Source organism: Mastigocoleus sp. MO_188.B34 (genome assembly GCF_030065675.1).
Classification (GTDB): Bacteria; Cyanobacteriota; Cyanobacteriia; order Cyanobacteriales; family Nostocaceae; genus Mastigocoleus.
Window position 1 is genome coordinate 116,534 of record NZ_JASJDK010000002.1, and the last position, 23,442, is coordinate 139,975.

Consider the following 23,442-nt stretch of genomic DNA (forward strand, 5'->3'; position numbering starts at 1 on the left):
GGCGTTGCTGATGACGGATATGATTTTGCCCCCCAACCCCCAAATTTGGGGGATTTAGGGGGCGTCACTCAAACAATAAAAATGAATTATATTTTAATTCAGCAACGCCAAATTTCTTTACTATTTCTAATAATCTGATGAATCACCGAAGATAATAAAGTTAACATTTCATCGGTTTTGGGAATAGATAACACACTTTAAAAGTAGATATATAAAGAATTGTAGTGACTTAGATACTGACTATAATTTTTCTGTTTAAAATTAACATATTTCCTTCAATAAATATATTTCGTATCAGGCTATTTATCTCACTCACTTTGAGAATTAATCTTTGCAAAAATGAAAAATATAGATGTGGGCACATCAGATTTTAATCAAGATTATGTTAGTGATATTACTCCTTTAGACTCTCATCAAGAAATAATAAAAATAACTGAAATGAGAGAATTACACGATCTAAATTTACAACATTTAGAAGATTTAAACAAAACTATATCAGAATTGCAATCTTCATTAGAAAAAAAATCTAAAGAACAAGAAAAAATACATCGAAGGCTGAGATTTCGACTTCGTTTTTTTACATTTATATGGTTATTAACAGTACTAGGGCTAACAGCTGTTTTCGGGTGGTTTAGTTTACGTTGGTATATGCAATTGCAAATACAGCGAAAAGTTGCAGCTTTCACACCTGAAAAATTAGAGCAAATAGAAAAAATACAAACTTCATTTGTCAAGTTAAATGAAGATACTATCCCACAATTAAAAAATGAACTCGAAAAAAATAAAAAGGAAATTGCAGAAATCAATAATCAGATAACAGAGGTTAATACTAAACTAGATAAACCTCAACAAGCAATGACAGTTTTAGTGAAAGCTTTACAAGAATTAGTTGATTCTCAAAAGACACAATCAAATAGTGTTAATGTAGATAAACCTAAATCTACTGATTTAAAGCCTAAAAATAATTCAGAAAAATCTCCTTCATCTTCACCAGACAACAAGAAGATTCAAGAAAATAATTAAATTATGAATGCAGAGTTGACACTCATTATATTTCAATATTGCAATCATAAATAATTATCAAAGCAAATTAAGGACTAAAAATAATGTCTTCATCTTTAGAGAATTCTGTACAAATTTCTCAATCATTACAGGATAAATATTTACAACAAGAACGGATGCATGATATTCTCTTGATGCTAAAAAATCTATCTACAAGAGAAGAGGCAACTATTAAATATATTTTAGATTGCCTCTATGATATTGGTTCAGTTAAGCTAATTAAACAAAAAATCCACTTCAGGGCTCTTAACACAAGCTTAGTATTAGTTGCTAAGATGTCCAAACCTGCTTTCAAATTTTTCGCTTTACGTTGGTTTCAAAGTAACTGTCCGCGATTAATTACTGATTGGTTAGTTGAGCAAGTTAGCTTTAAAGAAAATGAGGCAAAAATCATTAATGAAGAAGTACAATTAAATACTTCTACAGAACAAGAGTCTTTAACCTCGCTGGTAGATGATAACAAAAAAATTAAAGCTCTTAAATCTCAAATGAGATTGTTAACAATAATTTTATTAGGGGTAATTACGATTTCTGGAGGTGCTTTTAGTTGGTTGAGTTATTACACTGTTAAATTAGAAAAAGTTCAGCAAGAAACAATAGAAAGATTAGAAGCGCAAATCAATACATTAGAAACTAGTAAAAGTTTCAAGTGAATCAAATAAACTTAATCTTTTCCTTCATTTGTTTCCTGAGTAAATGAAGACTGAGATTGGTTATTCAGGTAATTAAATATCCCATTTAGAGGAGAAATTCTTATTCCTTGTGGGTTGTAATCTGTAGGAAGGTAATTTTCTGGAATTGTTATTTGATTACCATCTCTGATTGCAGAGTAGTGGGGGGAGAGAATTTCAATACCACTTTCGTTACATTTGTCCTGAATATTTTGGTGTAATTCCGAGTAAATTCGTGCCATAATACCAGGATGTTTGGTATAAGCGTTTAACTCATAGCTGACATAAAAGTCATCTAAACTTTTTTGCAATACAAAAGGTTCTGGTTCAGTAAGAATATCTTGTGTCGCTTTCGCTGCATCAATCAGGACTTCATGGACTTTACGCCAAGGTACATCATACCCTAAAGTGATATTAGTGTGAAGCACTAGCGGTGGATGCTCGGGATCGAATTGAGCAGCACTATAATTAACTATTTGACTCGTTAAAACTGTGGAATTGGGTAAAGTGATAACAACATTTTTGATTGTTCGGATCCGGGTCACTAACAAAGTTTTTTCTGCAACATCCCCAACCGCATCAGAAATTTTCACGCGATCGCCAATTTGAAATGCTCTGGTGTAAATCAAAATAATCCCAGCAACGATGTTTGCAACTACAGCAGTGGAACCTAAGGAAAAAAGCACACCCAAAAACAACGAGACTCCCTGAAAAGCTGGAGAACCAAACCCTGGTAAATAAGGGAAAGCTACCACCGCAGCTAAAATGATCATTAAAAAGACAGATAACTTATAAGTTGGTCTCGCCCATTCTCGATAAAAACCTTGAATGGTCAAATTACCATGTTCGATTGCTGTAAAGAAATGTCCGACTAGCTTAATTAAATAAAAGGTAGCAAAAATAACTATGCCTAAAGCAAATATATTCGGCAGGTACTTAAGAAATTCTTCCCAAGAAGTTATACCTGCTTTTAAAAAGTATCGAAATACCTGTCTCCCAAATTGTTTTGTCCAAGGAAAGAAACTTAAAACTAACGGTACGTAAACCGCTAACGCTCCCAAGGTTAAAATCCACCGTAGGAACTTGAGTATGGAAATTAGTAAAGAGGAAATTCGAGTTGCAGGTAATAAGTCAAAATTTTGAATTCGCAATGCGGGAATTCTCGTGCTTCCCAAAGTATTAACTTGGGTATAAAGTTTGGGAAACAAGAAAGCAAATAAAACTAATGTTGCCAAAAATACTACTGTGGCGATCGCAGTATTGATAATTCCTTGACGTATAAATTCTGGACTGCGTTCTTGACGATACTGAACTACTTGTGTCTGAATTTTTGCTAGATAGCTTTTTGCTAGTGCTTGTCGTGTTTGGTCAACAGCTCTAGCATCTGCATCAGTTACAGTTAACAGTACCCGATTTCCTACAGTCAGATTAGTAGTTTGGGATTTTTCATCTATAGCAAATGTGTTTACTTTGATTGTTGGATCTTCTGCGATCGTAGTTAAACGATTGGTTACTGCTCTAGCACGTTCCTCTGCTGTAAAAGCTCCAACCCCTGCTCGAATATCAAAAATTTTTTCTCCTCCAAGTATTACTCCCATCGCTTCAGGGTTAGAAGTCGGAGATGTAGTTACAGTTGGTGCAGGTTTTGCTGGTGCTTGGGCGTAGCTACTTGAAAATGGGACAATAGACAGTGATATACATAAAGCTATAACTGCAAAAAAAAACTTCAGGCCTTGAAATTTAAAAAAGTTTTTTTTCCTGGTAATTTTATTCAAACGTTTCATTTAGAACTAAAACTGAAGTTTAATAATCATAGAATTTAACTGAACCGAACAAAAGAAGTTATTTGAAAAAAATAATTGTCAACAAACCAAAATTTTCAATAATCAAATTGGGATTGGTGAATCTACATAAATTGTTGGCTCGCTGATTGAGAATCTCATACCATTTTTTTCAAGCATTTGGGAAATTTTTGTATTAGCTAACTCTAATAAACGCTTACGCAGTTGGGTAGAATCTTCGCTTGAGCCTAAGATAAAAAAAGTTATCCTCGCACGACTTCCAGGTCTGTCGTCAATTTGGAAAAAATTAATCTCCGTACTACCGGGGTCGATACCAAATACAGCATTAGTGCTTTCTTGAATCACTTTAGTCACGAAAGATTGCTGGTTTTCTTCCAATACTCGAACAAAATCTAGATAGAGTAGTACCATTACCTTTTTACCCCTGGTAATGTTTTCAATATCCTTAGTTGCCATAAGAGAATTAGGAACAATTAAAAGAGTATTTTTTGCCGCTAGGCGAATTTTTGTCGAACGCAAGCCTATTGATTCTACTCGACCGTATATATCTTCAGCATGAGGATTAAAATTGACGCGGATATATTCTCCTGGGACATAAGGACGGTCTAAGTATAATACGATTGTACCTAATAATTGTTCTAAAACTCTTTGGGCAGCAAAAGCGAGCGCAATACCACTGATACCCAAGCCAGTAATTAAAGCCAGCAAGTTCACATTATTAGTTTGAGCAAAAAATACAATTGCAGTGAACCCAATAATAACATTGAAAACAGTCTCACCAACTAAGATAAAATCATCAGCCGACTTCCCTAATTTGTCAATTATAATAACTCCATAAATACGCACAAACTGTTTAAATAAACGAGATACAAACCACGCAATACTGATTATTAATCCCAAATCAATGAAAAACTTTAAAAACTGATATAGATTTTGATAACTAGCAATTATTTTTAAACAAAAATTCCACAGAATGAGTGTACCAGTGAGTTTAATTAAATGACCTAAAGGATCAAGTAAACTTTCGTAAATTTTTATGTATTTTTTTGGAAATAATTGTTTAACAATCAGCCTAACAAGTAAAAGTGTATAGCGACCTAATAGTAAAGAAAATATTACAAGTATTAGGAATATTCCTAGTCTCAGTCCCAGAATAACTAAAAATTTTTGAGTTGCTTCGTCAAAACGAATAAAATCATTTAGTATCGATTCTATATCCATTGTATTTAATTTTTATAAATTAATAGGTGAAGAGACATTGATAGTTTTCTCTTTGATATCAAAGATGATGCCATATTCCTTTAATTTATAACTAATATTTTGTTTAGCGATATCCAGGAGTTGCTTGCGTAATTCCATTGATATTTCTCCCGAACCTAGTAAAAATAAAGTAACTTGTGCTTCTACAATATTTTGATCTAACTCATCAACTATATCTTTAAAATTTACTTTTGTAATACGATTATCTAACCCAAAAATATCTTTAGTACTGTCCAAAATTACTTGGCGAATTAAAGCTCTTTCCTCTTGAGATATAGCTTTATATAATGTCAAATAAATTAAGGAAATTACCTTTTTAGCATTCGTTAGATTTTCAATGCTGACCTGAGTAAGGATATTATTGGGAATAATAACTAAACTACCTTTACCAGAAGTACGAATCTTTGTAGAACGCCAACCAATGGACTCAACTCTACCAAAGGTGCGATCGGGTAATTGTACATAATCATCAATGGCAAAAGGACGATCCAGATGAAGTACAACACCCCCTAATAATTGTTCTAAGGTTTTTTGAGCGGCAAAAGCAACTGCTAAACCTCCAATTCCCAAACTTGCTAACAAGCCAACTAAATTAATTTGATGTGTTTGAGCGAATATAAAAACAACAATTAAAATGATAGTAGCATTGACCAGAAATTTTGCGAGAATTAAAATCTCACTATCTAATCTTCTTTGAGTCCTCAAGGCTGCATTAAGCAAGTAAACATCAAAAAATTGTTTAAATATGCGCAGGGCTAACCAAATAACAATAATTGCGATTACTAACCCAAATATCAATTCAAATAATTTTAGCCATTCTTCTAAGGGAGAAATTAAAATAATGACGTCAATAACTGTTAGTAATACTACTAAAATTATCTGATTTTGATAAGGCATCAATACCTGATGATAAATTTCTTGAAATTGGAGAGAAGTTAAGCGTTCTATAGCTAATTCACTAATTTTAGGAAGGAAAATACTAACAGCAATTGTAACTATTCCAACTAAGCAAATAACCGTAGCTATCTTAAAGATACTATTACTTGGTAAATTACTGATTGCAAAACTTAGGGCTAATTGAGCATCTGTAAAAGCAAGAAACATATTTATTTAACTAAAGATAGTGAATTAAAAAAATCTTTCTAATGATTTTGAGCTTGAGGTTAGGTCAATTCTTAACTGTCAAGCAATCAGTGATTTTAAACCTTAGTAATTTTCATAAACAGTAATAGAAATACGCACATTATGAGAGAGAGGATTTTGTACCCAAAACTCCTGAATTGGACGATCTGGTTCGGCATGAATTTTCAGAGTTTTTCCTGATACACAAGTATAAATATTGAAGTTATAACCACAACGAATCGCAACATCTCCCGGTTGGATCGCTATCGCAACCTTTGCTGCTGGAGGATTTAGCTTGACTCGTTGCTCAGATACTTCGGGCAATACGGTAAGATGATATACCTTAAGGGGCAAAGGCAGTTCTGAACCTTCTTCCTCGTAAGTAGTAGACAGTCGGGCGCTCGCCTGTATAAATGGAACTACAAGTAGCAGTAAGAACCAAAATAGGGAGAATAATATTCTGCGCCTAATTTTCACCAATGAATTAGAGTTTGACACAGAAAAATTCTTAGACACTTTTTGTAAAAACCCCTCAGCTAAAACATACCAAAGTGAAGAAAAAGTCGTAGCTGTTTTATTTACCCCAGTTCCTTGTTAGCGCTTCTATACAAATTTTCCCTTGCTTTTGTCTAAGTTTGTAATTTCTTTTAAAGTTCTTTACGAATTATTTTTGGGTAAGTTGTTACATCATCTAGAGAATCAAAACATTGTGTCACATGCAAAAGTGTCACATAGTTATTAGGAATTGGTAAAGATCGGCTATACTAAGAGGTTAGGAAGAACAAAATATTTATACATACTATCTTCCACAGGAGGAGAAAACAGAGATAAGTTAACGGGTAACACAAGAGGGTTTAATTAGAATTTTACTTTCTGCTTGCCTATAGTCGACAGCGTCTGAGAGAAGAAATCGAAGACCGGGTGTTGTACGGCAAAAAGATTGCTTATCTACCTGCTCTTGGTGGATATTTCAATATATAAAGTCAGTTTGAATCAAGATACTCAGATTAAATTTCTTGGGTATTATGACATCTATTGAATTCCAATTATAACCATATACACTTTGATGATTGCGAAGGGATCTAAAATCCAGGCTACCCTGGAAGTTTTGGATTTATTCTAAATAGGCGATTTAGTCCATCGCAACTACGATCTCTTGATATTGCTACAAGATGATTAATCCGCAATCATCCAACTAATAGTGAGAATTAGTCAGGCTACTTATGAAATGACTAATACTTCGCTGTGGAAATAGAGTGTCAAAAAATACTGAATTTCTTGAGCTTGCTTAATTTAATTGCAGCTTGCTCTTAGAGTAATTAGTATTTTTTTACCAAAATCGACTCATATTCGTAACAAATAAATTTATTACAATTTAAGGCATAAGCAATGGCTTTCCCTAATCGACAACATATTGCTTTAATTTCTGTTTATGACGATCCAGCCCTTGAGAATCCTACAGAAGAAGGTGGGGGACAAAATATCTATGTGCGCCAAGTGGGAGAGGTTTTAGCTCAAAAAGGTTGGCAAGTAGATATGTTTACCCGCAAAGTTGACCCAAACCAAGCAAACATAGTTGAGCATAGACCTAACTGTCGGACGATTCGCCTCAAAGCTGGACCGGAAAAATATATTTCCCGCGATTGGATTTTTGGTTACTTACCGGCTTTCACAAATGCAATTTTAGATTTTCAGAAACAGACGGGTATTTATTATCCAATAGTTCACACTAATTATTGGCTTTCAGGTTGGGTTGGTTTAAAACTCAAAAAACTCCAAACTTTAAAGCTAATTCATACTTATCATTCTCTTGCTAATGATAAATATGAACCAATAGAAAAGTTTGCTTGTGTTAACAACATTCGCCTACATGCAGAGAAAGCTTGTTTGCAGACCGCAGATTACATTGTAGCTACTAATCCACAAGAGCAAAAAGATATATATTCTTTGGCTTCTTCCTATAAAAATATCAAGATCCTGCCTTCTAGTGTTGACATGAAAAGGCTTGCTTGTATTCCTAATCCAGGATTAGACCTTACTGTTGTTTCACAAGAAACTGGTTTATCAGCTCAAGGACAGAATAAATGTGCAATCGCAAACACAATTGATAACATTTTAGACAACCCCGAATGGCAAAAAAACTTAGCAGAGATCCCAAGGAAGCAGGTCGAAGAATACTTTAGTTGGGAGCAAGTTGCATCACAATTAAACGAGCTTTATATCCAACTACTTCAACAACCATCACTCCCATTAACGTCTAGTAATTCTGGGCTGTTGAAAAACTGGCTTGGGCGCTTAGTAACAACTCAGGCTAGTGTCAAATCGAAAGTTAAAGTCTCATAAATTTAGTCTCATAAATTTTCGTGATCTCAAAAATATTCGAGTTATTTATGGATATTCAATTGACAGCAATCCGTAGAAGCGAGTTACTAAATCTACCAGTAATCGATATTGAAAGCAAAGAGGAGATTGGTCGTGTAGACCAAGTATGGCTTGATGTCAAAGCCCACAAAGTTATAGGTCTAACTTGTACTCGTAAGCTATTGTGGCAATCTGGTCAAAGGCAATCTTATTTTCACTGGGCACAAGTTGAGAAAATAGGAACTAAGGCTGTTTTAGTTAATACCAAACGTCAAGTCAATTTTAATTTATCAGAGTTAGTTGACTCCATAGCATGTAACGAACTATTTACAGAAAACGACCGAAAAATTGGCAGCACCATCGGTTATCAATTTGAGACAAAAACGGGTTCTGTTATTAGTTACCTATTTGTTTTTCAGAATTCTTTATGTTTGCCCTCTGGAATTTATCAACTCTCACCCGCAGATGTGATCGGTATCGATTATACAAAAGTAATTGCCTTTGAAACTGCAATTCGAAGTGCCCAAAAATATGGCTCGAGTGTTGTTGAAAAAATTACTTCTGCAGTTGAATTTTTTAAGGAAGACTATATCCCTTCTACAGCGTTATAGATTTATAGTAGAGCGATAAGTAGGTTAGTAAGAAAAATCATAACTTGTTTGTAATAGCGCTTTAGCGCTAAAGCGCTACTAAGAAAAACCAATTTGTACGCTCTAGGTCAGATTTTGGTTGTAAATAACCATCAAATTTATCTACAAAAAACAGTTGAATCATGAATGTTACAAAGACTAAAAGTAATTCTGTCAGCAGCACTCAACCAGGAGAAAAATATCATTATCATTTATCAAATGATATTGTTAAAAGTTATCTTCGTGAAGTTGGACGTATACCAGTTTTAACCACTGAACAAGAAATTTATTATGGTAAGCAAGTTCAACAGATGATGCTTTTGCTGGAAGAAAAGAAAAAGTTGGAACTTGAATTAAACTATGAACCAACAATTTCACAGTGGGCTGAAAAAATGCAATTGAGTCAGGAAATACTATTACAACAGTTCGAGCAAGGACGAATAGCAAAACAAAAAATGATCCGGAGTAATTTACGACTGGTAGTGTATGTCGCGAAGAAATACCAGAAGCGTAACATGGAATTTTTAGACTTAATTCAAGAAGGTTCATTAGGATTAGAGCGTGGAGTAGAAAAATTCGATCCAACTCGAGGATACAAGTTTTCAACTTATGCTTATTGGTGGATTCGTCAGGGTATTACAAGAGCGATCGCCCAACAAGGACGCACCATCAGTTTACCGATTCACATCACAGAAAAGTTAACCAAAATTAAGCGAGTTCAAACAAAGTTATCTCAAGAATTAGGTCGTACTCCAAAGGTAGCAGAGATAGCCCAAGCACTATCTTTAGAACCACAGAAAATTCGAGAATATTTGTCCTTGATTCGTCAACCAATATCTTTAGCTACATCGATTGGTTCGGAAAGAGATATGGAATTACAAGATATTTTGAAAGATGAGGGACTTTCTGGTGAAATTTATGTTGACCGAGAATTATTAAGTGAAGACATTAATAAATTGTTATTAAAGTTAACTCCTCAGGAACGGAAAGTTTTAACCTTACGCTTTGGTTTAGTAGATGGAAAAGAGCTAACTTTAGCACAAGTCGGAAAACATATGGATATGAGCCGCGAACGAGTACGACAGTTAGAAAAACAAGCGATCGGTAAGTTAGGAAGACATCGAGATAAAATACACAGTCATCTATCTTACTAATATCTCAAATATGTCACTTTTGCGATCGTTACTATTTTCTTACTTAGCAATTTCATTTATTCAGCCATAAACTGAAGTGACTCCCGGTCCCCAAGGTAAACCAAATACGAACCAAGCAATAAATAAAATGATCCACCCAATAAAAAATGCAATTGAGTAAGGTAACATCAGAGAAATTAATGTACCTAAACCTAAACTTTTGTCATACTTTTGGGCAAATGCTAATACCACAGGTAAATACGGCATTAATGGTGTAATTATATTAGTCGTGGAATCACCAATTCGATAAGCTGCTTGAATTAATTCTGGTGAATAACCAACCAACATAAACATTGGTATGAACACGGGAGCCATTATTGCCCATTTTGCCGATGCCGAACCTACAAATAAGTTAATCACTAAACTTACTAAAATAAATAATATCAATAATGGCACCCCTGTAAAACCAGTTGCTTTAAGGAAATTTGCACCATTTACTGCCATAATTATTCCTAAATTACTCCAAGAAAAATAAGCAATAAATTGTGCAGCAAAAAATGCCAAAACAATGTAATATCCCATTGATGACATTGAATTGCTCATGGCTTTAGCAACATCTTTGTCATTAGTTATACTGCCGGAACATTTGCCGTAAATGATTCCAGTTATCAAAAATAGTAAGGCGATAATAAATACAATACTGTTAATAAAAGGTGAAGGAATTAGGGTAAATGTTTTTGGTTCACGTAAAATTCCTTGACTTGGTAATACTAGCGCCGAAATCAGAACTGTAAATGCAAGTAAAGTATATCCTGCCCAACGCAAACCTTTTCTTTCTGCTGCGGTAAGTTGCTGCATTTGGGCTTCTTCTTCTCGATTGTAACTACCGAGACGTGGCTCAATAATTTTTTCGGTCACAAACCAACCGATCCCAGTAATTAAGAAAGTGGACACCACCATGAAGTAGTAATTGGCGGTAGCATTTACTTGATACTCCGGTTTAATTAATTGTGCTGCACTTTGAGATAGACCAGCAAGTAAAGGGTCGAGAGGATTAATAATTAAATTAGCACTGAATCCACCAGAGACCCCTGCAAACACAGCTGCTAAACCAGCTAGGGGATGACGGTTATATGCAAGATAAATTACTGCTCCCAGGGGTACGAGTACCACATATCCTGCATCAGCTGCGATGTTACTCATTACACCAGCAAATACAAGAAAAGGACAAATAAATCTTCCTGGTGCAATTAATACTAATTGTTTGAGTAAAGCCGAAAGTAAACCTGTGTATTCAGCAACACCAACACCCAACATTGCAACTAAAACAATACCAAGGGGTTTGAACCCAGTAAAATTCTCAACTGCTTTAGTAAATATTTGACGGATCCCAGCGGGGGTGAGTAAAGATACTGCAGAGATAGTTTTGCCATCTCCTGGATTAACTACAGAGATTTGTAACCAAGCTGCGATCGCACTGATTACAATTACCGCTAGGGATAATATGAAGAATAATGTGATGGGATCGGGTAATTTATTTCCTAATTTTTCGATAAAAGCGAGAAATCGATCTATCCAGCCAGATTTTTTATGTTGAGTATTTGGTTCCATTCAAAAATCCAGATTTTATAGATAATTGTTCACAGTTAACAATTAACACTTACCAGTAAACTGTCAACCCCTGAGACTAAATCTGGGTTGATTACCCCTTTTAATAATGAGAGGGGGGAATGTGGGAAGTGTGGGAAGTGTGGGAAGTGTGGGAAGTGTGGGAAGTGTGGGAAGTGTGGGAAGTGTGGGAAGTGTGGGGAGTGTGGGGAGTGTGGGAAGTGTGGGAAGTGTGGGAAGTGTGGGAAGTGTGGGGAGTGTGGGGAGTGTGGGTGGGAAATCCCAGAAAATATCAAGGGGTTTTAAATAGGATTTTGTACGATATCAAATTCAAGTCAAAATTCAAAATGACTTAAACCCTCTCACAACAAAGGAAATTAGCACTTTTTCTCGCTTTAGCCAAAACCTTTACTATATAAGAGTTATAAAATGTACTAGTTCAAAATAATTTGTTTTTTGTATTTTCTTATCCATCTTCCCAATCACCAATCCCCAATCCCTAATCCCCAATGCACCTTAACTTTACTATTCAAGGAAAAGGTTTTCCCATTCTTTGCTTACACGGTCATCCTGGTTCTGGTAATAGCATGTCAGTCTTTACCGAGCACCTATCACAACGCTTTCAAACCATTGCTCCCGACTTACGGGGATATGGAAAAAGTCGAACCAAGCAAGATTTTGTAATGATAGACCATTTACAGGATCTTGAAGAACTTTTAGATCGCTTACAAATAAAAAAATGCCTAATTTTGGGATGGTCTTTGGGTGGTATCGTGGGGATCGAATTAGCGTTAAAACTACCACACCGAGTAACGGGACTAATTCTCGTTGCAACTGCTGCAAAACCCCGCAGCAACCATCCACCAATTTCTTTACAAGATAATTTATTTACTGGTATCGCTGCACTATTAAATTATGTAAAACCAGGTTGGGACTGGAACATTCAAACTTTTGGTAAAAAATCTCTTTTCCGTTATCTAATTAATCAACATACTCCCAGTACCTATAACTATATCGCAAAATATGCCGTACCAGCCTATTTACAAACTTCTAGTTTTGCAACTCGAGCTTTAAACAGAGCTATCAAAACCGACCGGAATCGAATACCGGATTTATACCAAATACGATCCCCTTCACTAATGCTAACTGGTGCTGCAGACCGTCATATCACCGCCCAAAGTAGCTTAGAAACCTCACAAAACCTCACCGATTGTAAGTATAAATGCTATCCTCAAACTGCCCACTTGTTCCCTTGGGAAATTCCCGGACAAGTCCTAAAAGATATCGATAATTGGTTAGAAGAAAACCTGTTGGTAATTTGCAATCAGTAGCCTCAGGAGAAAAAATACTTCCATCAACCAAGGACTATTGATTGCCTATTTTTTGTAGCCCTATCAAGCAAATTAAAGTTGACCGCTAAAGACAGGCTTTACTTTGCGGTCAATCCATTCCCCCAAGTCATCTGCAACTGTTAGTGCACTTGGTTTACAGCGCTTGACGTTTACATATATTCCCATTGCTCCCTCGGCTTCTAAATCCTCTACATAACCTTTCATTGCAGCTTTTGCTTCCACTGCATCTAGAAAAGGACCAAAGTAATAGGTACACTTGGGAGTCTGGGTATGTACTTCTACCCACCAAGCCATACCAAAACCTTGGGCAAGACTGGTTAATACTTCCTTGAAATTATTCCAAATCATACTCATAGTTTTCCTGGCAACTTACTAAATCTGGTTGGAGTTTGTTAAATTTTTTGTTGTTGCTTTTACATTTCTTTATACTCTGTTACCCGAACTTTTTCAAAACATTTTTTGTTACTAATGTTTTGCTTCAAATTTAATTTTTGACTTAAATTTAACCGGGTAACCAATTGTAATTAATCTAAATGTAGTGTATTTGACCAACGTTGGCGATAAATCTCATACAGAACCATTCCCGAAGCCACGGAAGCATTAAAACTAGGAGTTTTACCGAGTGTCGGAATGGATACCAAGAAATCGCAGGAGCGTTGGGTTAACATACTCAGACCTTCTCCTTCGGAACCAATTACCACAACTATTGCACCATTAAAATTAACGGTGTGTAAAGATTGACTTGCTGAATCATCAGTGCCATAAATCCAAAAACCAGCTGATTTTAATTCTTCTAATGCGCGGTGTAGGTTAACTACCCTCGCTACGGGAAAGTTTTCTAATGCACCTGCTGCAACTTTTATTACTGTAGAAGTAATTCCGGCAGATCTCCTCTGGGGAATCACCAAGCCTTGAGCGCCGATAGCTTCTGCTGTACGAATAATTGCTCCTAAGTTGTGAGGGTCGGTAATTCCATCTGCAGCAATAATTACGGGATCGGATACAGATTTTATTTTTTCAAGTAATTCTTGTAGATCTAGATATTCATGGGGTGCAACCTGTGCGGCTACACCTTGATGATTTGCTCCATGGGTGATTCGATCCAAGCGTTTTGGTTCGACTTCATCAACAATACTGCCATTTTCCTTCGCCTGCAAAATTAACGAATGAAAACGAGGGTCGTAGCGAAGACGGGGAGCAATCCAGATACGATTGAGAAGACGCTTATTTTCCAGTGCTGTAAGTACGGGATGACGTCCGTAAATCAAATCTTGATTTTCTCTATCCCTAACTTCTTGGTTTGTTGTCCTGTTAGAGGGCTGGAAATTAGAATTTCGTTCCTGCAGCCGATCGCCATGAGTCCGTTCTTTTTTCGATTCATGATTGCGTGGTTTTCCAGAGTTACGGGAAACAATCCCCTTACCCTTAATTTTTAAGGGCTGACCATTTTTTGGGCGTTCCGATTTGATTTTTTTTGATTTGTTAGTCATACATCTACACAGTAGAAACACCGCTCAGGCGAATGCATCAATTTAGTTTTCCGAGATTGTGACAGCTGTTTAGTTCTCCAAATTCAGTTTGTTTAATAATTCGTTTAAACGTTGAATATCAGTTAGATATAAATAGCCGATTAAAGTTTCTAGACTTGTTGCTTGTTGGTAAGTTTGGGGATCTAGACGTTTGGGACGTCCCGTAGCCGCGTTACGACCTTTACGGACGATTTCCAACTCGGTTGTAGTTAAATACTCCCAGAGCGTTCGCAGTAATTTAGCTTGGGTTTCTGCCCTCACCTGTGTTACCACCAAATGATGGTAAGTTTTTGCTTGCTTTTGGGGAATGAGATAAAAAGTTCGAACATAGAGTTCATAAACTGCATCTCCCAAATATGCCAGTGCGGTGGGAGAAATTCGCTGCAACTGTGACTGATCTACCATGTTGGAGAATTGCTCTAGTTTATTCGCGAGCGTTTCACACGTCGATGAGTGTTTACTCGGAGATTCATCTTTTTTCCCCAAGTGCTCTTGCCCCTTTAATGTCACAAGATAACTGTTCCTTTAATTAAATCAAGAAGATTGTTTGTCAGATTAAAAAAATTATTAAAATACTGCCGCGCCAGTCTACCAAGCATAATCGCAGTTAAAAGAGTTGTTTCAAATTATTTTAGCTCGACAATAATAACTTGGGAGAAATTTTGATGATAAATTTCCAAAATCTTTCCAGAATCTTTCCAGAATCTTTCTAGAATATCTCCAGAATTTTCCCAAAAACATTCCAGAATTTTTTTAGAACTTTACCAGAGATTTTTTAAAATCTTTTCAGAATCTTTTCAAAATCTTGTCAGAATTTTTTAGATAATTATGTAGCCACAAATATTAAGTTCAATATTAAACTTTAGACATAATACTAGATCGGATAGAAATTTTGAAAAAAATTAAGCTATCCAGATTCTGGGATCGGATAGCCATACTAAGCATTTACTCAAGGGAGTAAAACTACTTGATATTTTCTAAAGCCTGGTCAACCGATGGTTGTAAGGCAAGAAACTTCTCTAAGCGAACTAGCTTGACAGTTTGAGTTACACGAGCATTGGTAACAATTTGAAAAGTGCCTCCAGAAGTCTGTGCTTGCTTGGCTAGCTGTACTAAAGCACCAAGACCAGAACTATCGACAAAGTCGATTTGTGAGAGATCCAAAATAATATGCTTTGGTCCTTCATCCATTTTGGTCCCCAACACTTTTCGAAATGTTGGCTCGGAAAAAGCATCTAATAAACCTGTGAGGCGGAATAACTGAGAACTATCCCTGACTTCGCGAGTACCTCTCAGGCTAACGGTGAGATTCAGTGGCTCAGCAATAACTCCCTCCTTATTAAATTACAAACGCTCCAGTATAGATGTTTTTTGTGCATCTTGTCTACATCTTTTTAAGACTTGATTGTAAACTGCAGGCAACATTTAAAACATTTCAGTAAAACACTTAGGGGTCATGAGGAAATTTGTAATCAATCCTTAAAGTTTGGTATAAATTTCTCATATCTATTTCGAATCGATTTTGCTCCCTTCTTATGGAATGACGAGGCATTTTTATCTTATAGCAGAGTTGTGCGCTTTCTTGGCACCACTTTGCGAACGCACCACTTTACTAACAAGAGACAAAAGCTAGGACTAGAAACTGTTTTAGACCTAATTTATAAGTTATTAGCTGTATCTCACTTACTCATAATCTGCCATCATTTTCTCAAATAACTTCAGGGAGTCATTTTAGGGAGCAATGTCATGGGGAACACCAAGGATCGTTAAGCTTATTGTCTTATGAGCCTTCCAACCTGACATTTGCGCTCCAACAAGTTCCAATTTCTAACTTAAATTCCCAGCTTAAATTCCCAATATGCCTCATTTTTAACTGATTTCAACTTTATCTGGATGACGAGCAGCATGCATTGCTCGAACAAATTTTTCAAATAAGTAATCAGCATCGTGTGGACCGGGGCTTGCTTCGGGATGATACTGTACGGAGAATATTGGTAAACTTTTGTGACGCATCCCCGCCACTGTCGAATCATTCAAGTTCAAATGACTAATTTCAACTTCTGCAGTTTGCAAAGAATCTTTTTCAATTGCAAAGCTGTGATTCTGACTGGTGATTTCTACTTTTTGCTTTAGACCAGCAGGATGATTTAAGCCACGGTGACCAAACTTGAGTTTAAAAGTCTCAGCACCCAAAGCATGACCAATAATTTGATGTCCCATACAGATACCAAACATTGGTTTTTGACTTTTTAAGAGTTCTTTAGTTGTTTCAATTCCTTCATTCACAGCAGAGGGGTCTCCGGGTCCATTGGACAGAAAAATACCATCTGGTTTGTAATTGAGAATTTCTGTTGCTGATGTATGGGCGGGAACGACAATGATACGACAACCATAACTGGCTAAACGTCGTAAAATATTACGTTTGATTCCAAAATCTAAAACGACAACTGTAAAAGTTTCTTGAGTTTTATTTGGTTGAAGTAATTCTGAATTAAACTCCCAGCTAGGAGTAGTTGATTCATCCCATTCATAAACGGTGGAAGTTGTTACTTCCTTGACCAAATTTAAACCATTCATCTTGGGAGCGTCCTGCACCCGGAGCAATAATTCTCCAGGGTCGAGGATTTCCGTGGAAATACCACCATTCATAGCTCCATGAACGCGAATTTTACGGGTCAAAGCTCGGGTGTCAATCCCATATATCCCAGGTATTTGATGCTTGTGTAAGTAATCAGGTAACGATTGAGTTGATCGCCAGTTACTAGGTCTATGACAAATATTACGTGCGATCGCACCCCTGACTTGGGGTTTTTCCGATTCTTCGTCGTCAGAATTAACACCGGTATTCCCTAATTCAGGATAGGTGAAGACGACTATCTGACCACAGTAACTCGGATCTGTGAGAACTTCTTGATAGCCAGTTATCCCAGTATTGAAAACTACTTCTCCGATGGTGGTTCCCGTAGAACCAAATGACCATCCACGATAAGCAGTCCCATCTGCGAGAACAAGCAAAGCAGGTATTGCGTCAAACAGGGGCATAAGCAAGTGAGTGTGAAAGCCTTTCATCAGCTGCAATTATTAGCTGCAACTATTTACAGTTCGATGCTAATTATCCCATAGTTAATTGTTTCTGATAACTTGCACAATTTTATATAAGATCTGGAACTGTATTAGTTTAATATCACTGGGTAATGAGGGACTCACAACCCACAGGTCATAAGACCGATATTTTCTATTCCGGTTTCCCGTTTATTATTTCCGATCCTTAAAAGTAATTAATCAAAAATTAAGAACTAAACTATAAAAATTTATAAATGAGAAGATTAAGATTCGGAAAATTACAAGTGAATAGTTGATTTTGAATAACAAATAATGCTAATAACTTTACTTTAGATTGCTTGCGTGTTTACTTGTACTTGTTTGGTGTAATTTATTCAGATATATGATTGCCCATAACTTCAAGATAGTCAACCTCGAAGTTGTTCGGGCAAACTCCACTACCCAATTGGAAAGTGAAAGTAAATCCGGATTAACCCTTCTAGGAATAAGTATAGGAAGTATGGGGAATATGGGGAAATGCCAATAATTATGAAGTACTTTCAAGCTCAGATTTGTATAACATTAATTTTTTCCGCCTATTTCCCCTAATAATCTCTTGTTCGCATTTTCTCAGGGTTGCAAATTTTCTTCAAATTCATACTTTTCTTCAGATTTTCACTTCTCTCACAAGTTGAAATCAAGCAAAGCTAGATTTGGAGAATAATCCCCAGGTAAAATAAAAAATTATTATGCTACAGTCTTTATTGTCTCGTTCTGGCTTAATTTTTCTTTCTGCGACACTAACACTACTGACTGTTGCTTGTAGTAGAGAAAGTGAAAGTCTGAAAACTCAAAATCAACAAAAGTTAGGACAACATCAGCCTAGTACACAAACATCTACTCCTGAAATTAACTCTCAAATTGAATCTGGACTTCATCCGTCCCAAATTAAAAGCAATTCTGTTTCCGACCGAAATACAGAACTCGGTTTATTGGAACAAGCGCTCGATAAAGCTGCAAATGCTTCAAATATTGGTCATACCGCACAATCCAGGGATGATTGGCGATTGGTTGTTACTCAATACCAAGATGCGATCGCTTTGTTGAACCAAGTTAGACGGCAAAGTATCAACTACACTATGGCACAAATTAAAATTGCCGAATATCAGCAGCAGATCCAATATGCTCAAAAACAAGCTCGTTTAATGCAATCCAGGGATGTAGTTGTATCGCGATCGCCAACACCCATGTCGGGGGTAGCAGGATTCAATATTCCCCAAGTCATATCTGAAACTAAGAAAAAGCCATCATTAACAACTTCAGAAGAAAGTTCTTTTAAAGAAAAAATATCTCCTGAAAAAATAAAATCACCCACCCATATTAATCAACAAATATCTTCCCAACCAATATCTTCCCAACAAACATCTCCCTCACAAAAAGCATCTCTACAACCAACACCTTCAGAATCTGAGACTCAAGGAAAAATATTTACTCAACAACAAGCTCAAGAAAAAGATCAACAAAAATTAGACCGCGATCAAGAAGAAGTGGTTTTTACAGTTCCCATTAAAAGGCGTGTTGGTGGAACTCCTGTAATTGAAGTAAATTTTAATGGCGAGCGCCAATTTGACATGATTGTGGATACGGGAGCATCCGGGACAGTTATAACTCAAAATATGGCAAAATCTTTAGGAGTTGAAGCTGTTGGGAAAGCACAAGCCAATACCGCCAGTGCTAAAGCCGTAGAATTTTCCATTGGCTATGTTGATTCCATGGAAACTGCTGGAGTTCAGGTAAATCAAGTAGCCGTAGCAATTGCTGGTAAGGAATTAGAAGTAGGACTTTTAGGGCACGACTTTTTTGGAAATTACGATCTCACAATTAAACGTGATGTTGTTGAATTACGCCCGCAGTTCGATTCACAATTCGAACCGCCAATTGAGGCTCCAATCCATTCTCCAGAAATTATTACTTCCCCAGAAATTGTTACTTCTCCAGAAATTCAACCAACTGTTCCAACTTCTTCCAAGGAGCCCCAGACTGCAGAATCTCTTTAGCTTTTTTAATCCCTTCCGTATAATTACCTAGAGGTATGGCTTCACCAACTTGTAGTGCCATTGCAGTATTTAATGCAACTACATCTTGTTGTGCTTGTGTTCCTTGACCTTGCAAAACGTTTTTCAGAATTTCACAATTTTCTTGGACATCTCCTCCTCTTAATGCTGTTGTTGGTGCAGAATTTAAACCTAATTCTTCAGGATTGATGCTTGCTAACTTCACTTCACCTTTTGCTAGCACCGCCACATCTGTTAAATCTGCCAAACCCGCCTCATCCAGTTTTTCTCTTCCGTGAACAACAATCGCTGTTGGGGTACCCAATAACTGAAGTGACTCAGCGATTATTTTCACTAATTTGGGATCGGAAACCCCAACTACCTGTCCCCTAGGACGCAAGGGATTAACTAAAGGTCCAATCAAATTAAATATCGTCCTAATTTTCAAAGTTCGTCGCAACTGAGCAACTGATTTTAAAGCCGGATGCCAGCCAGGAGCAAACAAAAAGGTTACTCCCACTTCTTCCAGAGCAGCCCGGACTTTTTCCGTAGGCGCATTAAGATTGATGCCCAAAGCTTCTAAAACATCAGCACTACCAACGCGACTAGAAGCAGAACGATTGCCATGTTTGGCGACAGACAAGCCAGCAGCGGCTGCGACAAATGATACTGCGGTGGAAATATTAAAAGTTGATGCTCCATCTCCTCCTGTCCCGCAGGTATCGATGGCGTTAATATATGTTGAATCAGGGGTACTTGATTGAGAAGATTGGGCTTGCACAACAGACGCCATACCTGCTAATTCAGGAGCAGAAACACCTTTGCATTGTAAAGCAGACAAAATAGCTCCCGACAACTCAGGAGGAATTGATTCATTTAACCATCCCTGCATTAATTCTGCTGCTTGGGCGCGTTCGAGAGATTGATAGTCTAACAATTGTTGTAATATTTGAGACCAGTCTTCAGAAGATTGTGGTGGGTTATTCATAGGTAATTGGAGATTAGGGACTAGGGATAACACTGGGTTCCGCAGCCTGTGCTAATGCACCGCTAGAGCCTGCGGCGTCGGCAAAGCCTCTGACTAACGTCACGCTATAGCTGCGCTACCTTACGGATCCGCTAATGCTAACGCGTAAGCGCGCTCATAGCGGCATATGGCTTAAGAAGTAATTACTAATTACAAGTACTTTTACCTCAGGAAAGCATATACCAGCATGACGCTAGCTACGCTTTCCGATCAAAAAGTATAAATTATAAATTACAAATTACGCCTAATGTGAATTATGAATTATGAATTATTAAATATTTATTGTATTTTCCCATTAGACAACGTTTTTGATATTTTATTCAAATAATATCCAAAAAAATAATATTCAAAAAAATTTTCCCAGGACATAATCTGAGAAACCTATGGAAGTTGGGTAAATTTTTCAAAATTTATTATTGAATTCAAACTTCAAATTCAAAACATAAAATTAAATAATTGAAATTATATTTTTCAAAAATAATAATAGTTAAACCCGGCGATGGAACTCAACAATATTTTGCAGAATTTTTATATCATAATTACCAAAAAAGTCATGTCCTAATAGTCCAATCTCTGCTTTTGGGGCGATCGCAACTTCAACATCTTTGACAACGACTTTACCCGCGCCAATCGAACGAACCTTACCTGTTTGCAATTCGATTTGAGAACCGTCAGCAATAATCGCATTTATGATCCCTGATGGAGTCAGGTTTAAAATGTTTGCCATCCCTTGGGTAATAAGAGTCTTACTTGCACCTGTATCAACAATCATTTCAAAAGACTGACCGCCATTGAAAGTAACATCTATAACAGGAGTTCTGCCACTGCGACGTTTAATTGGGACTCTAAAAACTCTTGTATCTACAGGGGTAACACCGCAAAGATTTCCCAAGCTGATGCTTTTCCCAGATGAAGTAACCATAAAACAGACATCTTGATTTTCAGCACTTGCTATATCTGAAGATATCGAGAAAATCAGAGGGATAAGCGCAACGATTTTTATCCACTCTCTGGTAGTCTTATTCACAGCTTTTTCTCCTGGGTTATCCTACATCTGTTTATTGTTTAGGTTACCCAAATCGCTCAAAAAATAAGTCTTCGGTTATCAGTTTATGGCTAACATCGAGTCCTTACGTTATGCCAATTACCCATTACCAATTATCCATTACCAACAATAACTAATGACAATCTTGAAAGCATATGTTACAGATCTAATACATAAATTATTTTTGATTGTGATTTTAGAGTTGTAGTAAATTGGCGGCGATGGAAATTAGCCAACAGGATCGGAACTTATTAGAGCGCCTTGAGCAATCTTTGTGGCGCGAGGAAACGCGTTTTGATATTGCGTTAATGAAAGAAATTATAGCTGAAGATTTTATTGAATTTGGAAAGTCCGGTCGTATTTATCACAGAAGTGATGCTTTATCGATCTCAGAACAACCAATAGAAGCAATAATTCCACTTCCGGATTTTGAAGCACGTTTGCTTACTGAAAATGTTGCACAAGTTACATACAATAGTGCAGTTACATACCGAGGCGTAATCAATAGGGCGCGGAGAAGTTCTATTTGGACGCGATCGCCATCGCCCCACGGTTGGATTTTAAGGTTTCATCAGGGCACCCCATATTAGCAGGCTACAGGGTGCAAAGAACATCTGAAATTTGGAAATATAAAATTGGGTTATTATTTGAGACTAGTAATATCTCTTGTTTAAAGAAAATTAAAATGTCTCCCTGGCTCTCCCTGTTACAAAAACCCAAAAATCTTCGAGATAAAGGTATAGCACAAGATTGGTTTACAGAAATTGCGAACAATCTGCTTAATGGTTCCGATTTAATTGTTGGAAATCAAACGCACCGAATTATTGAGATTGAATTTTACTGTTTTGCACCCGAACATCCCGACTACTTTGCTCACAGAGATCCATTACAGAAAGAATGCGGAAGTTGGTATTTTCATCGCAGTGGTGGAAAGTATAAAAATGGCAGCTTCAAAGGACTAGATTTAACTTTTGGAGATGGCGAAATGTTCTGCGGAGTATTATTTCGTACTATTGAGTCATCAACAGGAAAGTTAATATGTGGACCTTCTCTATGTGTAGATTATTTACTTGCATCAAGCGATCACGATGATGTGAAATCTTTAGATGAAGCAATGTCTGGGAAAAAAGCTTGGGATTCTCAAAACCCAGTTTTCCTCAGAAGAAAGGATATGCAAGAGGACAATCAGATTTTTCGTTCGGGAAGAGTAGGTTTGACCCTAAGAAAAGCTAAGTCGTTTCCCAGTTTGACGGAATATATTCTTAAACCCTATCGCTACTTTGTTGAACCGAGAAAAGTTAGTAAAGGTAAGCCCTACATTGTACTTTCTATGTATCTTCAAGGACTAAGTCCAGAAGATATAAAACAAAATACAGGTAGTCCGAATTCAAGCATTGAGCGATACATCAATGATTTTGAAGTTGGAAAACAAGAAGAAAAATTTTCTCCTTATTTTGTTAAGAACCTGAATACCAAAGAACTCTGTAAACTTCATGGAACTTGGTATCAGCATTTTTTGAGTAATGAGTAATGAGTAAGATTAAACAAAAACAAGTTGTGTTAATAATGTAAAAATAACACATAAAATTTATCCATAGTACGTGTTAACCGTAGGTGCTTGCTAACAGATAACTCTGAATTTGATGGTAGAGACGCGTTCTTCTTTGCATTTCCGCAGGGAAACATATCGCGTCTCTACAATATTATTTTTACTTAATCTTAACTCTTCAATAATTATCTATCAA

The 23,442-nt window shown here is 36.6% G+C and carries 22 protein-coding genes; 10 read left to right on the plus strand and 12 right to left on the minus strand.

What is annotated here, in order from left to right:
* The first annotated feature begins 339 nt into the window (after window positions 1–339).
* Together QNJ50_RS00990 and QNJ50_RS00995 are read left to right on the plus strand one after the other, a co-directional pair.
* A complete protein-coding gene (locus QNJ50_RS00990; protein WP_300631102.1) occupies window positions 340–1,023 on the plus strand; it encodes a hypothetical protein in 684 nt (227 codons plus the stop codon).
* Between the two features lie 83 nt (window positions 1,024–1,106).
* Window positions 1,107–1,715 carry a hypothetical protein gene (locus QNJ50_RS00995; RefSeq protein WP_300631103.1) on the plus strand — a complete coding sequence of 203 codons (609 nt, stop codon included), beginning with the start codon at window positions 1,107–1,109 and terminating at the stop codon, window positions 1,713–1,715.
* An 11-nt stretch (window positions 1,716–1,726) separates the two neighbouring features.
* Here the strand turns inward: QNJ50_RS00995 and QNJ50_RS01000 are convergent, their stop codons facing one another.
* The 4 genes from QNJ50_RS01000 to QNJ50_RS01015 all read right to left on the minus strand — a co-directional run bounded on the left by QNJ50_RS01000 (window position 1,727) and on the right by QNJ50_RS01015 (window position 6,415).
* A complete protein-coding gene (locus QNJ50_RS01000; protein ID WP_300631104.1) occupies window positions 1,727–3,517 on the minus strand; it encodes a mechanosensitive ion channel family protein in 1,791 nt (596 codons plus the stop codon).
* Between the two features lie 102 nt (window positions 3,518–3,619).
* On the minus strand, window positions 3,620–4,756 hold the full coding sequence (locus QNJ50_RS01005; protein WP_300631105.1) for a mechanosensitive ion channel domain-containing protein: 1,137 nt from the start codon (window positions 4,754–4,756) through the stop codon (window positions 3,620–3,622).
* Window positions 4,757–4,768: 12 nt separating this feature from the next.
* Window positions 4,769–5,899, minus strand: a complete 1,131-nt coding sequence (locus QNJ50_RS01010) for a mechanosensitive ion channel domain-containing protein (protein WP_300631107.1) — start codon at window positions 5,897–5,899, stop codon at window positions 4,769–4,771.
* 102 nt (window positions 5,900–6,001) lie between these two features.
* Window positions 6,002–6,415, minus strand: coding sequence for a hypothetical protein (locus QNJ50_RS01015; RefSeq protein WP_300631109.1), 414 nt, complete (start codon window positions 6,413–6,415; stop codon window positions 6,002–6,004).
* 891 nt (window positions 6,416–7,306) lie between these two features.
* On the opposite strand from QNJ50_RS01015, the gene QNJ50_RS01020 reads away from it, so the two are divergent.
* The 3 genes from QNJ50_RS01020 (at window position 7,307) to QNJ50_RS01030 (ending at window position 10,061) form a co-directional block, all read left to right on the plus strand.
* Entirely contained in the window at window positions 7,307–8,260 is a 954-nt protein-coding gene (locus tag QNJ50_RS01020) for a glycosyltransferase (protein ID WP_300631111.1), read from the plus strand.
* Window positions 8,261–8,307: 47 nt separating this feature from the next.
* Window positions 8,308–8,889, plus strand: coding sequence for a PRC-barrel domain-containing protein (locus QNJ50_RS01025; protein ID WP_300631113.1), 582 nt, complete (start codon window positions 8,308–8,310; stop codon window positions 8,887–8,889).
* Window positions 8,890–9,050: 161 nt separating this feature from the next.
* On the plus strand, window positions 9,051–10,061 hold the full coding sequence (locus QNJ50_RS01030) for an RpoD/SigA family RNA polymerase sigma factor (RefSeq protein WP_300631115.1): 1,011 nt from the start codon (window positions 9,051–9,053) through the stop codon (window positions 10,059–10,061).
* A gap of 60 nt (window positions 10,062–10,121) precedes the next feature.
* On the opposite strand, the gene QNJ50_RS01035 is transcribed toward QNJ50_RS01030, so the two are convergent.
* Window positions 10,122–11,651: an AbgT family transporter gene (locus QNJ50_RS01035; protein ID WP_300631117.1), complete on the minus strand. Its 1,530-nt coding sequence runs from the start codon at window positions 11,649–11,651 to the stop codon at window positions 10,122–10,124.
* A 106-nt stretch (window positions 11,652–11,757) separates the two neighbouring features.
* Here QNJ50_RS01035 and QNJ50_RS01040 point away from each other — a divergent pair, with 106 nt between their 5' ends.
* Window positions 11,758–11,958: a hypothetical protein gene (locus QNJ50_RS01040; protein WP_300631119.1), complete on the plus strand. Its 201-nt coding sequence runs from the start codon at window positions 11,758–11,760 to the stop codon at window positions 11,956–11,958.
* 199 nt (window positions 11,959–12,157) lie between these two features.
* Window positions 12,158–12,979: an alpha/beta hydrolase gene (locus QNJ50_RS01045; protein ID WP_300631121.1), complete on the plus strand. Its 822-nt coding sequence runs from the start codon at window positions 12,158–12,160 to the stop codon at window positions 12,977–12,979.
* 72 nt (window positions 12,980–13,051) lie between these two features.
* Here QNJ50_RS01045 and QNJ50_RS01050 read toward each other — a convergent pair whose 3' ends face one another.
* The 5 genes from QNJ50_RS01050 to carA all read right to left on the minus strand — a co-directional run bounded on the left by QNJ50_RS01050 (window position 13,052) and on the right by carA (window position 17,571).
* Entirely contained in the window at window positions 13,052–13,354 is a 303-nt protein-coding gene (locus QNJ50_RS01050) for a DUF1816 domain-containing protein (RefSeq protein WP_300631123.1), read from the minus strand.
* A gap of 170 nt (window positions 13,355–13,524) precedes the next feature.
* Window positions 13,525–14,490, minus strand: coding sequence for a 23S rRNA (guanosine(2251)-2'-O)-methyltransferase RlmB (gene rlmB, locus QNJ50_RS01055; protein WP_300631125.1), 966 nt, complete (start codon window positions 14,488–14,490; stop codon window positions 13,525–13,527).
* A 69-nt stretch (window positions 14,491–14,559) separates the two neighbouring features.
* A complete protein-coding gene (locus QNJ50_RS01060) occupies window positions 14,560–15,039 on the minus strand; it encodes a ribonuclease III domain-containing protein (RefSeq protein ID WP_300631127.1) in 480 nt (159 codons plus the stop codon).
* A gap of 453 nt (window positions 15,040–15,492) precedes the next feature.
* Window positions 15,493–15,843: an STAS domain-containing protein gene (locus QNJ50_RS01065; protein WP_058182927.1), complete on the minus strand. Its 351-nt coding sequence runs from the start codon at window positions 15,841–15,843 to the stop codon at window positions 15,493–15,495.
* A 555-nt stretch (window positions 15,844–16,398) separates the two neighbouring features.
* Complete coding sequence (carA, locus tag QNJ50_RS01070) at window positions 16,399–17,571, minus strand: glutamine-hydrolyzing carbamoyl-phosphate synthase small subunit (RefSeq protein WP_300631129.1); 1,173 nt, start codon at window positions 17,569–17,571, stop codon at window positions 16,399–16,401.
* A gap of 749 nt (window positions 17,572–18,320) precedes the next feature.
* Here carA and QNJ50_RS01075 point away from each other — a divergent pair.
* On the plus strand, window positions 18,321–19,628 hold the full coding sequence (locus tag QNJ50_RS01075; RefSeq protein ID WP_300631131.1) for a retropepsin-like aspartic protease: 1,308 nt from the start codon (window positions 18,321–18,323) through the stop codon (window positions 19,626–19,628).
* Here QNJ50_RS01075 and trpD read toward each other — a convergent pair.
* Complete coding sequence (gene trpD, locus QNJ50_RS01080; protein ID WP_300631133.1) at window positions 19,558–20,613, minus strand: anthranilate phosphoribosyltransferase; 1,056 nt, start codon at window positions 20,611–20,613, stop codon at window positions 19,558–19,560. The two genes, QNJ50_RS01075 and trpD, sit on opposite strands and share 71 nt — an antisense overlap.
* Window positions 20,614–21,139: 526 nt before the next feature.
* On the minus strand, window positions 21,140–21,679 hold the full coding sequence (locus QNJ50_RS01085) for a retropepsin-like aspartic protease (RefSeq protein ID WP_300631135.1): 540 nt from the start codon (window positions 21,677–21,679) through the stop codon (window positions 21,140–21,142).
* Window positions 21,680–21,918: 239 nt separating this feature from the next.
* On the opposite strand from QNJ50_RS01085, the gene QNJ50_RS01090 reads away from it, so the two are divergent.
* Window positions 21,919–22,287: a nuclear transport factor 2 family protein gene (locus tag QNJ50_RS01090; protein ID WP_300631137.1), complete on the plus strand. Its 369-nt coding sequence runs from the start codon at window positions 21,919–21,921 to the stop codon at window positions 22,285–22,287.
* Window positions 22,288–22,382: 95 nt separating this feature from the next.
* Entirely contained in the window at window positions 22,383–23,228 is an 846-nt protein-coding gene (locus QNJ50_RS01095) for a hypothetical protein (RefSeq protein ID WP_300631138.1), read from the plus strand.
* Window positions 23,229–23,442: the final 214 nt, after the last annotated feature.

Excerpts from the sequence above, each read along its gene's own strand:
- QNJ50_RS00990 (WP_300631102.1), top strand. The coding sequence starts at position 340 with ATGAAAAATATAGATGTGGGCACATCAGATTTTAATCAAGATTATGTT.
- QNJ50_RS00995 (WP_300631103.1), top strand. The coding sequence starts at position 1,107 with ATGTCTTCATCTTTAGAGAATTCTGTACAAATTTCTCAATCATTACAG.
- QNJ50_RS01000 (WP_300631104.1), bottom strand. The coding sequence starts at position 3,517 with ATGAAACGTTTGAATAAAATTACCAGGAAAAAAAACTTTTTTAAATTT.
- QNJ50_RS01005 (WP_300631105.1), bottom strand. The coding sequence starts at position 4,756 with ATGGATATAGAATCGATACTAAATGATTTTATTCGTTTTGACGAAGCA.
- QNJ50_RS01010 (WP_300631107.1), bottom strand. The coding sequence starts at position 5,899 with ATGTTTCTTGCTTTTACAGATGCTCAATTAGCCCTAAGTTTTGCAATC.
- QNJ50_RS01020 (WP_300631111.1), top strand. The coding sequence starts at position 7,307 with ATGGCTTTCCCTAATCGACAACATATTGCTTTAATTTCTGTTTATGAC.
- QNJ50_RS01025 (WP_300631113.1), top strand. The coding sequence starts at position 8,308 with ATGGATATTCAATTGACAGCAATCCGTAGAAGCGAGTTACTAAATCTA.
- QNJ50_RS01030 (WP_300631115.1), top strand. The coding sequence starts at position 9,051 with ATGAATGTTACAAAGACTAAAAGTAATTCTGTCAGCAGCACTCAACCA.
- QNJ50_RS01035 (WP_300631117.1), bottom strand. The coding sequence starts at position 11,651 with ATGGAACCAAATACTCAACATAAAAAATCTGGCTGGATAGATCGATTT.
- QNJ50_RS01040 (WP_300631119.1), top strand. The coding sequence starts at position 11,758 with ATGAGAGGGGGGAATGTGGGAAGTGTGGGAAGTGTGGGAAGTGTGGGA.
- QNJ50_RS01045 (WP_300631121.1), top strand. The coding sequence starts at position 12,158 with ATGCACCTTAACTTTACTATTCAAGGAAAAGGTTTTCCCATTCTTTGC.
- QNJ50_RS01050 (WP_300631123.1), bottom strand. The coding sequence starts at position 13,354 with ATGAGTATGATTTGGAATAATTTCAAGGAAGTATTAACCAGTCTTGCC.
- rlmB (WP_300631125.1), bottom strand. The coding sequence starts at position 14,490 with ATGACTAACAAATCAAAAAAAATCAAATCGGAACGCCCAAAAAATGGT.
- carA (WP_300631129.1), bottom strand. The coding sequence starts at position 17,571 with ATGCCCCTGTTTGACGCAATACCTGCTTTGCTTGTTCTCGCAGATGGG.
- QNJ50_RS01075 (WP_300631131.1), top strand. The coding sequence starts at position 18,321 with ATGCTACAGTCTTTATTGTCTCGTTCTGGCTTAATTTTTCTTTCTGCG.
- trpD (WP_300631133.1), bottom strand. The coding sequence starts at position 20,613 with ATGAATAACCCACCACAATCTTCTGAAGACTGGTCTCAAATATTACAA.
- QNJ50_RS01090 (WP_300631137.1), top strand. The coding sequence starts at position 21,919 with ATGGAAATTAGCCAACAGGATCGGAACTTATTAGAGCGCCTTGAGCAA.
- QNJ50_RS01095 (WP_300631138.1), top strand. The coding sequence starts at position 22,383 with ATGTCTCCCTGGCTCTCCCTGTTACAAAAACCCAAAAATCTTCGAGAT.